A 12,340-nucleotide genomic window follows, 5' to 3' on the forward strand; every position below is an offset into this window, starting at 1 on the left:
GTGCGGGCGGAGCGGTCAGGCGACCGGGGCGTGCTTGCGCAGCACCTCGACGAAGGCCCGCAGCCAGGCCGGGTGGTCGGGCCAGGCGCGGGCCGAGACGACCACGCCGTCCACCACCGCCTCGCCCTCGACGAACTCGGCGCCGGCGGCCTTGATGTCCGGGGCCAGCGCCGGGTAGGCGGAGGTGCGGCGGCCGTCCAGGACACCGGCGGCGGCGGTGATCAGCGGGCCGTGGCAGATCTGGGCGACCGGCTTGTCCCCGGCGAAGAAGTGCTGCGCGATCCGCTGCACGTCGGGGTCGTTGCGCAGGTACTCGGGGGCGCGGCCGCCGGGGATGACCAGGGCCACGTAGTCGGCCGGGTCGACGTCGGCGAGGGCGATGTCGGCGGGCCAGGTGTAGCCGGGCTTCTCGGTGTAGGTGTCGTAGCCCTCGACGAAGTCGTGCACCACGAACTGCAGCCGCTTCTTGGTCGGGGCCGCGATGTCGACCTGGTAGCCCTCCTCGCGCAGCCGCTGGTACGGGTAGAACACCTCCAGCGACTCGGCGGCGTCCCCGGTGACGAGCAGGATCTTCGGTGCCATCGTCGGCATCCCTCCACATGATCGAACGTCAGGTCCGGTACGGGCTCCGGGCGGTGGCGGCCGGCTGGGCCCGGTCCAACCTCCCGTACCCGTCGCACCGTTGGCAACAGGGCGCACCGGGCGCACGGCGGCGCATACGGACCGGTGCGCGCCGGTTGCGAGGAGTGCGCGCCGGGTGGCCGCCCGGCTGCCGCGCCCGGGGCCGCGCGTCCTAGACTCCTGCTGCCCACGACCGACCTTCTCCCGGAGGAGCCCATGCCGGACCGCACCACCTACCTCGTCCTCCCCGGCTACCAGAATTCGGGCCCCGAGCACTGGCAGACCCGCTGGGAGACCGCCGAGCCGGAGTCCTTCCGCCGGGTCGAACAGGCCGACTGGGACCACCCGGACCGGACGGACTGGGTGGCCCGGGTGGACGCGGCGGTGGCGGCGGCCGCCGCCGAGGGCCCGGTGGTGCTGGTCGCCCACAGCCTGGGCTGCGTCACCGCGGCCCGCTGGGTGGCCACCGCGCCCGCCGACCGGACCGCCGCCGTCCGCGGCGCGCTGCTGGTCGCCCCGGCCGACGTGGACACCGCGGAGGTGCCCGAGCTGGTGGGCTTCCGGCCGGTGGCGCTGGAGCCGTTCCCGTTCCCGACCGTGGTGGTCTCCTCCACCGACGACCCGTGGGTCTCCCCCGCGCGGGCCCGCGCCCTCGCCGCGGCCTGGGGCTCCCGCTACGTCGAGCCGGGCGCGTACGGGCACCTCAACTCCGACTCCGGGCTGGGCGACTGGCCGGAGGGCCGCACACTGCTCGCCGAGCTGTGACACCGTGAACGGGGGGACGATGAACAAGAGGATGGACAGGCGCACGTCCCGGACCAGGCGCGTCCTGGTCCGGCTGCTGGCGGCCGGCGGGCTGGCCGCCGTCCTGCTGTACACCGAGGGGCAATGGGAGAGCCGCTCGGGCGGCCGGATGGTGGTCGCCGACCTGCTCAACCGGCCGGAACTGCTGCTCGGCGGGGCGCTGGCCGCACTGATCGCGGCCGCCTGGCTGTGGGACCTGCGCGCCGCCGCCCTGCGGCAGGCCACCCGGGCGGTCACGGTCACCGCCGGCGTGGTCTTCCTGCTCGGCGTGCTGGCCGCGCACAAGGTGTCGGCGGCCGAGACCCGCAGCCGGGAGGCCGCCCCGGCCGGGGCGGAGCGGGCGCTGGTGGTGGTGCACCGCTCGTACGCCACCGGGCCCGCGCCGGGCGAGCACTGGCAGGTGTTCCTGGAGTCCGGCGAGGGCTGGGAGGCGCGGCGCTGGGCGCTGGCCGACATCGGCGGCGGCCCGGACGACGCCCGGCTGGTGGAGGCGAGCTGGACCGGGCGGGAGCAGATCACCGTGGTGACCGACTCCTACCGGCGGGTGTTCAACCTCGACCTGGACAGCGGCGAGCCGGTCGAGGCACGGTAGCCCCGAACCGCGCGGGGGCCGGTTCAGCCCAGCCCGAGGGCGTGGGCGGCGAGCGCCAGCAGCGCGGCGTTGCCGGCCGCGCCCAGGGCGGTCGCGGAGAGGAACCGGGCCGTCGAGCCGTCCGGAAACGGGTTGAGGGTCATCGCGATCAGGAAGCCCGGCATCGTCCAGACCACCGCGATCCACTGCCGCACGGCGGTGCCGGCGCCCCCGCCCCCGCCCCCGGTGTCGGCAGCGGCAGCGGCACCGGCACCGGCGCGCAGCTCGTACGCGGCGGCGAGGCCGATCGCCAGGGAGCCGGCCAGGTAGCCGGTCGAGGGGCAGAGGACGGCGGGGACGCCGAGGATGCTGTGCGGCATGGCGCCATCGTCCGCCGGAACGCCGCGGCCCCGCATGAGTACGGGTACTCATGCGGGGCCGCTCCGGCCGGGTGCGGCCGGGTCCGGCTACTGGTCCTCGGGGTCCGCCGGGGTGGACGGCGCGGACCGGCCGGTGGGGTTGCCACCGCGCGGCTTGCCCGGACTGCCGGTGCTGGGGGCGCCGGTGCAGGTGGCCGAGCTCGGCGAGCCGCTGGAGGTGGCGCAGCCGGGGTCGCGCTTGGGCGGGTCCGGGATGTAGACGGTGGTGAACTCCTTGTCCGGCATGCCCCGGACCGCGTCGCTCATCGCCTTCTGCCAGATCGGCCCCGGGCCGGTCGCGCCGAACACCTCGGCCTGGTACTTGCCGCCGATCCGGATGTTGCGCATCGGCACCTTGGTGCCCGGGCTGCCCAGCCAGACCGAGCCGGCCAGGTTGCCGGTGTAGCCGGTGAACCAGGCGGACTTCTTCTCGTCCGTGGTGCCGGTCTTGCCCGCGATCTGGCGGCCGTCGTCCAGGCCGAGGTCCCGCGCGGTGCCGCCCTTCTCGGTGACCCCCAGCAGCACGCTGTTGATCACGTCCGCGGTGTCCTCGGACATCACCTGGCCGCACCGGGCCGGCGGCACCGGCACGTCCTTGCCGTCCACGGTGGTGATCCGGTTGATCGCCATCGGCGCGCAGTAGCTGCCCCGGGCGGCGAAGGTCGCGTACACGTTGGCCATGGTCAGCGGGGAGACCTCCTGGGTGCCGAGGCCGAGCGCGGGCACCTCCTGGAGCGGCGAGCCGTCGGCCTTGCCGGCCACGCCCAGCTTGTTGGCCATCTGCTTGACCGCGCAGAGGCCGATCTCCTGCTCCATCTGCACGAAGTAGGTGTTGACCGAGAGCGCCATGGCCTGCTTGAGCTCGTACGGGCCCTTCTCGGACTCGGACTCGTTGGGGATCGTCCCCTCCTTCTTGCCCTTGCTGAGGTTCTTCCAGGTGCCGTCGCAGGTCTTCATGGTCGGCCAGTCCATGCGGTTCGGGGAGTCGTACCGCTGGGTGGACGAGAGGCCGGCCTCCAGGGCGGCGGCGGCCACGATCGGCTTGAAGTTGGAGCCGGGCTGGAAGCCGATGCCGCCGCCCATCGCCGCGTCCACGTTGTAGTTGACGACGGTCTCGTTCTTCTCCTTCTCCAGGCCGTACGGGCGGGTCTGCGCCATCGACAGGATCTTGCCGCTGCCGGGCTCGACCATCGTCATCGCGGCCGAGACCGGGTCGGTGACGAACACCTTGGTGGAGACGGCGTTCTGGGCGGCGGCCTGCTTGTCCGGGTCCAGCGTGGTGTAGATGTTCAGGCCGCCGGTGTCCCACAGCTTCTTGCGCTCGGCCGAGCTCTTGCCGAACACCGGGTCCTGCTTGACCACGTGGCGCACGTAGTCGCAGAAGAAGCCCATGCCCGCCTTGGCGGTGATGCAGCCGTTCTGCGGGTCCTTGTAGGTGAGGCCCAGCGGGGCGGCCTTCGCCTCCCTGGCCTGGTCCGCGGTGACGTGCTTGTTCTCCACCATCTTGTCGATGACGGTGTCGCGGCGCTTCTGGGCGGCCACCGGGTGCAGCTTCGGGTCGTACTGGGACGGGTTCTGCACCAGCCCGGCGAGCATCGCCGCCTCGGGCAGGCTCAGGTCCTTGGCGTCCTTGCTGAAGTAGCGCTGGGCGGCGGCCTGGATGCCGTACGCCTGGTGGCCGTAGAAGGTGATGTTGAGGTAGTTGGTGAGGATCTGCTCCTTGGTCAGGTCCTCCTCCAGCTTGATGGCGTACCGGAGCTCCTGGATCTTGCGGCCGAGGGTCTTGCGCTGCGCCTCGCGCACCGCCTCCGGGTCGTCGCCGGCCTTCTCCACGTTGACGTTCTTCACGTACTGCTGGGTCAGGGTGGAGGCGCCCTGGACGGTGGCGCCGCTCTCGGCGTTCTTGGTGACGGCCCGCAGGACGCCCTTGAGGTCCACCGCGCCGTGCTCGTAGAAGCGGGCGTCCTCGATGTCCACCTGCGCCTGGCGCATCAGCGGGGACATCTGGTCGGCGGTCAGGACGGTGCGGTCGCGCTCGTACACCTTGGCTATCAGGCCGCCGTTGGCGTCGAAGATCTGGGTGGCCTGGGTGAGCGGCGGGGTCTTGAAGTCGTCGGGGATGCTCTCGAAGCCCTCGGCGCCGCTCTTCGCCCCGAGTCCCACCGCGCCGGCCGCCGGGAGGATCAGGCCCGCCAGCAGGACACCGCCGAGGACGCTGGCGCCGAGGAACGTGGCCGCGTGGCGCAGGATTCCGAGCGGGGTCTGCCGGCGCCTCGGGCGCGGCACCCAGGTGTCGCCCGGGTCCTGGTGGGGTATCCGACGTGGGGTCTTCGGTGACATAGCTCGAACATTAAGGCCGTGAACACACCTCGCGGGCAGGGTGTCGGCGAAGGATTGTCACAAAATCGCGACAGATTCGACTCATACACGAGGGTCGAACGGACGTGCACGGAGGGGCAAGGGCCGTTCGTCCACGGCCGGTTGAGCCCGCGTGCCGTCCGCTCCCCCGGCTCACGCTCAGCAACTCCCCAGCGGGCTCCCAGCTTTCCGGCGGCCGGGCCCGACCCCCGTCCGGGCCCGGCCCGCGCTCACCGCGCCGGGCAGAACACGTCCCCGGCCGGGCGCCGCCCGGTCACCAGGTAGTCCGTCACCACCGCGTCGCCGCAGGCGTTCCCGTTGGCGACGTACACGTCGTGGCCGCCCGAGTCCACCGTGACCATCCGGGCCCGCTCCCCCAGCGCGGCACGCAGCTTGAGCGCGCCGCGGTACGGGGTGGCGACGTCCCGCAGGTTCTGCGCCAGCAGGACGTTCGCCGGGCCGCGGTCGGTCACCTCCACCGGCGGCTCGGCGGGCGCGAACGGCCAGAAGGCGCAGGGCCCCACGTTCACCGGCATGCCGGCGGTCAGCGGACGGGCGGCGCGCTCGGCGGCGACGTCCTTGGCGTACGCGGCCGGGTCGGTGGGCCACGCGACGTCGTTGCACAGGGTGCCGACCGAGACCGCGACGGAGTTCTGCACGGCCTGCACGGCCTGGTCGGGCAGCGTCACCGGAGCGGGCAGCGGGCGGCGGCCGAGGCCGGCCAGCATCAGCCGGGCCAGGTCGGGGAACTTGGCGTCCGCGTACAGGCTCTGCAGCATGGCCTCGCGCAGCACGTTCCCGTTCAGCTCCGCCGGGTCGGAGCCGGGCCAGGGCAGCGGCGCCCGGTCCAGGCGGGCGGCGAGGTCCAGGAAGAGCGGGCGGACCTCCTCGGGGGTGTCCGCGACCCGGTCCGGATTGCCGGGCGACGCGGCCCACTTGGCGAAGTCCGGGAAGCGGTCCTCCACACCCGGCCCGTAGGCGGCGAGCCACCCGCGCTCCACCCGGGTCGGGTCCGGGTCGTCGTTGCTGTCCAGCACGATCCGGTCGGTCCGCTGCGGGAACATGGTGGCGTAGACGGCGCCCGCGTAGGTGCCGTACGAGGTGCCCCAGGCGGACAGCCGGCGCTCGCCGAGGGCCCGGCGGATCGAGTCGATGTCGCGCGCCTCGTTCGCGGTGGAGATGCTGCGCAGCACCGGGCCGCCGTTGCGGGCACAGGTCTCGGCGGCGCGGCGCGCGTAGGCGACGTTCCCGTCGATCGAGCCGTCGGCGGCGGGCCAGCCGTGCAGTTTGACCATCGACAGGTCGGAGCGGTCCAGGCCGCAGCTGACCGGGGTGGAGCGGCCGACGCCGCGCGGGTCGAACCCGACCAGGTCGAAGCGGTCCAGGACGGACTGCGGGAGGCGCTTGGCCGCCTTGGCCGGCACGTTCAGGCCCGAGCCGCCCGGCCCGCCCGGGATGGTCAGCAGGACGCCGTGGCGCTGGTCCGGCCGGGCGGCGCGGATCCGGGAGACCGTGAGGGTGATCTGCTCGCCGTGCGGATCGCGGTAGTCCAGCGGGACGGTGACGGTGGCGCACTGCTGACGCGGGTCGGCCTGGCCCTCGCAGGCGGACCAGGTGAGGCGGTCCTGGCCGGCCCGCCCGGGGTCGGCGGCGGCGGGCAGGGCGGTCAGCCCGGTGACGGCGAGGGCGGCGGCGGCGGCGGCGGTGAGCGCGTTCCTCGACGTGTTCCTCAGCGTGTTGTTCGGGGTGTTCTTCGAGGTGTTCTTCGGGGTGCTCGTCGTGTGCTTCGTGTTCTTCGGCATGCCCAAGAGTCTGCTGGGACCGGGCAGTTCGGCCCATCCGGACAGCGGGCCGGTCGGGGGTGGGGGAAACCCCCGCCCGCCGGGCGGAGGCCGCGTCCGGGTGCGGCCTCCACCCGGGGGATGGCGGGTAGGTTGTCCGACGGTGCGCCAGGGGGGCTGTCGGGGGCCGGGTCAGAGCCCGAGTACGGACGGCTCGGCGGCGAGGGCCCGCAGCGGCTCGCGCGGGTCGGCGACCAGCCGGCGCTCGGCCAGGTCGAGGATGCCGCCGACGCCGGTGATCTCGGCGGCCAGCACACCGTCCTCACGGACCAGCCGCTGCACTACCTGGAAGGTCTTGCCGTCCCGCCAGGCGAACGAGCAGCTGACGTCCACCGAGTCGCCCGCGCGCAGCTCCCGCAGGTACTTGACCGTGGTCTCCAGGACGACCGGGCCCACGCCCTTGGCGACCAGGTCGGCCTGGCGGATCCCGGCCGCCTGCAGGTACTCCCAGCGGGCGTGCTCGGCGTACTGGAGGTACACCGCCTGGTTGAGGTGGCCCTGGGTGTCGGTCTCGTACCCGCGGACGGTGATGCGGGTGGTGAAGTCCTGATCGGTCATGCCCCGCACGCTACTCCGGGCGACGGGGTGCCACCTCGTGTCCTGCGTCACCCCGGACACGTCAAGCCTCACACCCGTCAGGCCTCACGGCTCAGGCCTCACGGCTCAGGCCTCACGTGTCAGGCCGTACGCGTCAGGTCGGCAGGAGCGCCAGCAGCGGTGTCAGGGCGTCCGGGCGCCGGTCGACGGGCAGGTGATCGACGGGGTGGAAGCCGCAGCCGAGCGCGGTCGCGCCGCCGTCGCAGGTCCGGTCGTCACCGACCATCAGGACGTCCGCCGGGGCGAGGCCAAGCCGGGCGCAGGCGGTCTCGAAGATCGCCGGGTCGGGCTTCTGGGCGCCGACCTCGTAGGACAGGACATAGCTGTCGACCAGCTCGTCCAGGCCGTGGGCGCGGAAGATCGGGCGCGGGTCCCAGCCGATGTTGCTCACCACGGCGACCGGGACGCCCCGGCGGCGCAGCTCGCGCAGCACGGCGGCGGCGTCCGGGTAGGGGCGCCAGCTGGCGGGCGCCATGTGGGTGTCGTAGAGGGCGTCCACGTCGAGGGCGGCCGGCGGCTCGGCGGCGCGGGTCAGCCCGGTGTACGCGGTGCGGTGCACCTCGGGGGTCAGGTCCCGGGTGTCCCAGGCCTGCTGGAGTTCGGCCGGGATCCGGCGCGGCGGTACGCCGCCCGGCAGCGCGCCGAACTCCTCCAGACGGTCGATGAGTTCGGCCTGTTCCGGGGCGGAGAGGCCGAGGCCGGCGGTGGCGGTGTGGGCCGCCAGCCACTCGGCGGTGGAGACCACCCGGAAGAGGGTGCCGGAGAAATCGAACATCACGCCTTTGGTCATGGGCCCGAGCCTAGCCGGGCGTTCGGCACGGGCCCGGTGGGGCCTGAGGCCTCAGCGGAGGGTGAGTACCCGGGGGCCGTCCTCGGTGATGGCGACGGTGTGCTCGATGTGGGCGGCGCGGCTGCCGTCGACGGTGCGCAGGGTCCAGCCGTCCGGGTCGGTGTCGTAGTCGTCGCGGCCGCCGGCGGTGAGCATCGGCTCGATGGCCAGCACCAGGCCGGGGCGCAGCGGGTAACCCCGGCCCGGGCGGCCGGTGTTGGCCAGGTGCGGGTCCTCGTGCATGCGGCGGCCGATGCCGTGGCCGCCGAAGCCCTCCGGGGTGCCGTACCGTCCGGCGCGGACGACGCGGCCGATGGCGTGGGAGATGTCGCCGGTCCGGTTGCCGACGACGGCGGCGGCGATGCCGGCGTCCAGGGCGCGCTGGGTGGCGTCGATCAGCGCGGTGTCCTCGGGGCGGGCGGTGCCGACGGTGAAGCTGACGGCGGCGTCGCCGGCCCAGCCGTCCAGGACGGCACCGCAGTCGATGCTCACCAGGTCGCCGTCGCGCAGCCGGTAGCCGTCCGGGATGCCGTGCACGACGGCGTCGTTGACGGAGGCGCAGATGACGGCGGGGAAGGGGACGGGCGCGAAGGACGGGCGGTAGCCGAGGAACGGCGAGCTCGCCCCGGCCGCGGTCAGCACGCCCCGCGCCACCTCGTCCAGTTCCAGCAGGCTGACGCCGACCGCGGCCGTCTCCCGTACGGCGGCCAGCGCGTCCGCCACCACCCGTCCGGCTTCGCGCATCGCGTCGAGGGCGGCGTCCGTCTTGAGTTCGACCATGGTGCTTCACTCCCCTGGATCCAATTCTTATACCGGTATTTGTATCACGGTCGACGGGTGGGCGAACGCACCCGGGCCCCGCCGCGGGGAGCACGGCGGGGCCCGGGTGCGTCGAGGTCGCGCCGGACCGGCGCCCGCTGGTCTACGTGATGGTGACGAGGCGCTTGGTGGCGCGGGTCAGGGCCACGTAGAGGTCGCGCTCACCGCAGGGACGGGCGGTGACGATCTCGTCCGGGCCGGCCACCAGGACGGTGTCGAACTCCAGGCCGCGGGCCTGGGAGGCGGGCACCACGGCCGCCCACTCCGCGATCCCGGCGGCGGTCAGCTCCGCCACCCGGTCGTCGGCACAGACCACCGCCCGCAGGTCGTCCGGGCGGGCCGCGGCCTGCGCCCACAGCTCGTCGGTGACGGCGCCGGTGAGGGTACGGGGGTGGGCGGCGCGGGTGCGCGGGGCCTCGCCGCGCCGGATCGCGGTGCCCGGCCGCTGGTCGGGGGCGATCCGGGCCAGCAGCTCGCGGGTGGTGGCCAGGATCTCCTCGGTGGTGCGGTAGCTGACCGTCAGGGTGTGCAGGGCGAAGCGGGTGCCCAGGTGGGGGCCGAGCGCCTCGGTCCAGTTGCGGGCGGTGGCCGCCGGGCCGGCCTGGGCGAAGTCGCCGACCAGCGTCATCGAGCGGGCCGGGCAGCGCCGTACGGCCATCCGCCACTGCATGGCGCTCAACTCCTGGGCCTCGTCCACGACGACGTGCCCGAAGGCCCGCTCGGGCGGGCCGTCGGCCAGGGCGGCGGCCTCGTCCAGCAGCGGCAGGTCGGCGCCGGTCCACGGCGCGTCCGCCGTCCGCAGCAGCTGCTGGCGCTCCTCGGCGGTGAGCGCCGGGTGGTGCGCGGCGAGCGCGGCCGGGTCGGTGAGCAGGGCGTTGACGACGCGCTCGGCGGTCAGGCGCGGCCACAGCCGGTCGACGGCCCGGTCGAACTCGGCGCTGCCGGTGAGTTCGACCCGCAGGGCCTCCAGGTCGACCTCGTCGGCGGCGTGCCCGCCGGCCGCGTCGGCACCGTCGTAGCCGAGGTTGCGCAGGTCCGCCCCGGTGAACCGGTCCAGGTCGAGACCGGTGGCCTCGACCACCTCGGCGTCGATCCGCTCCAGCGCCTCGACGGTGCCGCGCGCCACCGCGTCGACGACCGCGTCGACCAGTTCCTCCGCGAACACCGCCCTGGCCCGGTTGTGCGCCGCACCGTCGGAGACGGCCTCGGCCCGGGCGGCCTCGACCTCCCGGCGGTCCAGCCGGATCCACTCCCGGCCCACCCGGACCGCGAAGTCGCCCTCCGGCGCCTGGAACGAGCGCACCAGGCCGGCCAGCGCCCCGGCCATCGCGGCGCCGCCCTTGAGACGGGCCGCGTCGGGCGTCTCCTCGACGGCGCCCCGGACCCCGGCGAGGTCTTCGGTGGTCGCCAGCACCACGTCGTTCTCGCCCAGCGAGGGCAGCACCTGCGAGATGTACTCCAGGAAGCGGCTGTTCGGCCCGAGGACCAGCACACCGTGCTCGGCGGCCCGGGGGAATGCGTAGAGCACGTAGGCGGCGCGGTGCAGGGCGACCACCGTCTTGCCGGTGCCGGGCCCGCCCTGCACCACGCTCACCCCCCGGTGCGGGGAGCGCACGATGGCGTCCTGCTCCGCCTGGAGGGTGGACACCGCCGCGCCCATCCGGCCGGTGCGCCGCGCCTCCAGCGCCGCCAGCAGCGGACTGTCGCCGATCACGTCCCCGGCGGCGGGCTCGGAGCCGTCCAGGATCTCGTCCCGGACGTCGCGCACCGTCCGGCCGTCCAGGCTGAGGTGGCGGCGTCGCCGCAGGCCCGACGGGTGCGCGGCGGTGGCGGTGTAGAAGGGCCGGGCGGCGTCCGCGCGCCAGTCCACGAGCAGCGGCAACTCCCGCTCCTCGGTGTGCAGGCCGAGCCGCCCGATGTGCAGGACGGTCCCGTCGGCGTGGTCGATCCGGCCGAAGCACAGGCCCCGCTCGGCCCCCTCCAGCGCGCGCAGTCTGCGGGTCAGGTTCGCGACGGCGGCGTCACGCGCGTGCGCCCCGCCCGCCTCCTCGGCGGGGGCTTTCAGTACGCGCCGCAACTCCTCGCGCAGTCCGGCGAGTTGCTCGTCGAGCAACTGGTGGACGGCGGACACATGGGCCTGCTCGACGGCTGCTTGTCCGGCAGCGGCCTGCTCGGCGGCGGCCTGGTCCGCCTGGGCGGCGTCGACCTGCGACACGGTGAACTCCTTCGTGGTGCGGTGCTTCGAACGTCCCACCGTGGACGCTCAAGCCGGTGACGGAGTTCCTCACCTCGGCATTCGTTTTCGGCGCGGAGGTGGTGGCGTCGTCCGTGGCGGCTGCCGTGGCGGCTTCCGTCGCGTCGTCCGTGACGTCGGCCGTCGCGGCTGCCGTGGCGGGGAGGCGGCCCCGGGGGCCGTGGCGCCCGGCGGGTCGGTGATCCGCTAGTGTTCGGCGGCGCAATCCGATGATCCGACCGCAAGGAACCTACGTGACGACCCCGCCGACCGCCCCCGTCGACGACACCCCGCAGCCCGCCGAACCGATCGCCCCGGGGCCCTGGGGGGCCGGAAGCCCCACCCCGGTCGAGCCCTCCCGGTTCCGGAAGATCGGCCGCCGCGTCGGGGGACCGATCCTCCTGGTCGCGCTGATCACCGTCGGCCTGGTCGTCGCGGCCCAGGCCCGCAAGTCCGAGCCTGCGGCCGCGAAGGTCGGCAGCTGCGTGCACGACCTCGGCCACGGGACCAAGCCGAAGATGGAGCTCGTGGACTGCTCCAAGTCCACCGCGGACTTCAAGGTCACCAAGGTGGTCCACGACGGTGACGCCAAGCACGCCTGCGACACCGAGCCGGAGGAGGTCTTCGGCTCCTACAGCGAGGAGCGCTCGAGCAGCAGCGTCATCCTCTGCCTGGCCCTGAACCCCACGCGCCCCGGCGGCCCGGCCCCCCTCCCCAGCTGGCCCGAGCAGTAGGCCCGAGCGGCAGGCCCGAACCGGGGCGTGGCCCGCAGTAGACTCGGCGCCATGGTGAGGACTCCGCTGACCCCGTGGGAGCGCGAGCGCGGGGAGCGCTTCGGGGCGCTGCTGCGCGAGGCGCGTGGCGAGCGCAGCATGGTCGAGGTGGCGGCGGTGGCCGGCGTCTCGGCCGAGACCCTGCGCAAGATCGAGACCGGCCGGGCACCCACGCCGTCCTTCTTCACCATCGCGGCGCTGGCCTTCGCGCTCGACCTGTCGCTGGACGAACTCGCCTCCGCCTGCGCGCTGCCGGCGGACGGCGAGCCCGGCGAGGCACTCTCGGCCTGACGGTCGAGGCGCCGACGGTCGAGGTGCTGACGGTCGAGGTGCTGACGGACGAGGTGCCGACGGACGAGGTGCCGACGGACGAGGTGCCGACGGACGAGGTGCCGACGGTCGAGGTGCTGACGGACGAGGTGCCGACGGACGAGGTGCCGACGGTCGAGGTGCTGACGGACGAGGTGCCGACGGA

Annotated in this window: 12 protein-coding genes; 4 read left to right on the forward strand and 8 right to left on the reverse strand. The window is 74.2% G+C overall.

Features of this window, described 5'->3' with window-relative positions:
• Positions 1-15: 15 nt before the first annotated feature.
• Positions 16-582 carry a DJ-1/PfpI family protein gene (locus tag IE332_RS21465; protein WP_189918836.1) on the reverse strand — a complete coding sequence of 189 codons (567 nt, stop codon included), beginning with the start codon at positions 580-582 and terminating at the stop codon, positions 16-18.
• Positions 583-837: 255 nt separating this feature from the next.
• Between IE332_RS21465 and IE332_RS21470 the strand changes: the two genes are divergently transcribed.
• Together IE332_RS21470 and IE332_RS21475 are read left to right on the forward strand one after the other, a co-directional pair.
• Complete coding sequence (locus tag IE332_RS21470) at positions 838-1,386, forward strand: RBBP9/YdeN family alpha/beta hydrolase (protein ID WP_189918838.1); 549 nt, start codon at positions 838-840, stop codon at positions 1,384-1,386.
• Positions 1,387-1,417: 31 nt separating this feature from the next.
• Positions 1,418-2,017: a hypothetical protein gene (locus IE332_RS21475; protein WP_189918840.1), complete on the forward strand. Its 600-nt coding sequence runs from the start codon at positions 1,418-1,420 to the stop codon at positions 2,015-2,017.
• Between the two features lie 23 nt (positions 2,018-2,040).
• Here IE332_RS21475 and IE332_RS21480 read toward each other — a convergent pair whose 3' ends face one another.
• The 7 genes from IE332_RS21480 to IE332_RS21510 form a co-directional block, all read right to left on the reverse strand.
• Positions 2,041-2,376, reverse strand: a complete 336-nt coding sequence (locus IE332_RS21480) for a hypothetical protein (protein WP_189918842.1) — start codon at positions 2,374-2,376, stop codon at positions 2,041-2,043.
• Between the two features lie 87 nt (positions 2,377-2,463).
• Positions 2,464-4,755, reverse strand: coding sequence for a transglycosylase domain-containing protein (locus IE332_RS21485; RefSeq protein ID WP_229928777.1), 2,292 nt, complete (start codon positions 4,753-4,755; stop codon positions 2,464-2,466).
• A gap of 248 nt (positions 4,756-5,003) precedes the next feature.
• Positions 5,004-6,575: an alpha/beta hydrolase gene (locus tag IE332_RS21490; RefSeq protein ID WP_189918844.1), complete on the reverse strand. Its 1,572-nt coding sequence runs from the start codon at positions 6,573-6,575 to the stop codon at positions 5,004-5,006.
• A gap of 171 nt (positions 6,576-6,746) precedes the next feature.
• Positions 6,747-7,172: an acyl-CoA thioesterase gene (locus IE332_RS21495; protein WP_189918846.1), complete on the reverse strand. Its 426-nt coding sequence runs from the start codon at positions 7,170-7,172 to the stop codon at positions 6,747-6,749.
• A gap of 133 nt (positions 7,173-7,305) precedes the next feature.
• Positions 7,306-8,001, reverse strand: coding sequence for an HAD family hydrolase (locus tag IE332_RS21500; protein WP_189918847.1), 696 nt, complete (start codon positions 7,999-8,001; stop codon positions 7,306-7,308).
• Positions 8,002-8,052: 51 nt separating this feature from the next.
• Entirely contained in the window at positions 8,053-8,820 is a 768-nt protein-coding gene (gene map / locus IE332_RS21505) for a type I methionyl aminopeptidase (RefSeq protein WP_189918849.1), read from the reverse strand.
• Positions 8,821-8,962: 142 nt separating this feature from the next.
• Positions 8,963-11,074, reverse strand: a complete 2,112-nt coding sequence (locus IE332_RS21510) for a HelD family protein (RefSeq protein WP_505744301.1) — start codon at positions 11,072-11,074, stop codon at positions 8,963-8,965.
• A 272-nt stretch (positions 11,075-11,346) separates the two neighbouring features.
• On the opposite strand from IE332_RS21510, the gene IE332_RS21515 reads away from it, so the two are divergent.
• Together IE332_RS21515 and IE332_RS21520 are read left to right on the forward strand one after the other, a co-directional pair.
• Entirely contained in the window at positions 11,347-11,826 is a 480-nt protein-coding gene (locus tag IE332_RS21515) for an LppU/SCO3897 family protein (RefSeq protein WP_189918851.1), read from the forward strand.
• 51 nt (positions 11,827-11,877) lie between these two features.
• Positions 11,878-12,156 carry a helix-turn-helix domain-containing protein gene (locus IE332_RS21520; protein WP_189918853.1) on the forward strand — a complete coding sequence of 93 codons (279 nt, stop codon included), beginning with the start codon at positions 11,878-11,880 and terminating at the stop codon, positions 12,154-12,156.
• Positions 12,157-12,340: the final 184 nt, after the last annotated feature.

This window comes from Kitasatospora xanthocidica (genome assembly GCF_014656195.1).
Lineage (GTDB): Bacteria > Actinomycetota > Actinomycetes > Streptomycetales > Streptomycetaceae > Kitasatospora > Kitasatospora xanthocidica.

What these genes read in the sequence shown, in the direction of transcription:
- IE332_RS21465 (WP_189918836.1), bottom strand. Translation starts at nt 582, where the DNA reads ATGGCACCGAAGATCCTGCTCGTCACCGGGGACGCCGCCGAGTCGCTG.
- IE332_RS21470 (WP_189918838.1), top strand. Translation starts at nt 838, where the DNA reads ATGCCGGACCGCACCACCTACCTCGTCCTCCCCGGCTACCAGAATTCG.
- IE332_RS21475 (WP_189918840.1), top strand. Translation starts at nt 1,418, where the DNA reads ATGGACAGGCGCACGTCCCGGACCAGGCGCGTCCTGGTCCGGCTGCTG.
- IE332_RS21480 (WP_189918842.1), bottom strand. Translation starts at nt 2,376, where the DNA reads ATGCCGCACAGCATCCTCGGCGTCCCCGCCGTCCTCTGCCCCTCGACC.
- IE332_RS21485 (WP_229928777.1), bottom strand. Translation starts at nt 4,755, where the DNA reads ATGTCACCGAAGACCCCACGTCGGATACCCCACCAGGACCCGGGCGAC.
- IE332_RS21490 (WP_189918844.1), bottom strand. Translation starts at nt 6,575, where the DNA reads ATGCCGAAGAACACGAAGCACACGACGAGCACCCCGAAGAACACCTCG.
- IE332_RS21495 (WP_189918846.1), bottom strand. Translation starts at nt 7,172, where the DNA reads ATGACCGATCAGGACTTCACCACCCGCATCACCGTCCGCGGGTACGAG.
- IE332_RS21500 (WP_189918847.1), bottom strand. Translation starts at nt 8,001, where the DNA reads ATGACCAAAGGCGTGATGTTCGATTTCTCCGGCACCCTCTTCCGGGTG.
- map (WP_189918849.1), bottom strand. Translation starts at nt 8,820, where the DNA reads ATGGTCGAACTCAAGACGGACGCCGCCCTCGACGCGATGCGCGAAGCC.
- IE332_RS21520 (WP_189918853.1), top strand. Translation starts at nt 11,878, where the DNA reads ATGGTGAGGACTCCGCTGACCCCGTGGGAGCGCGAGCGCGGGGAGCGC.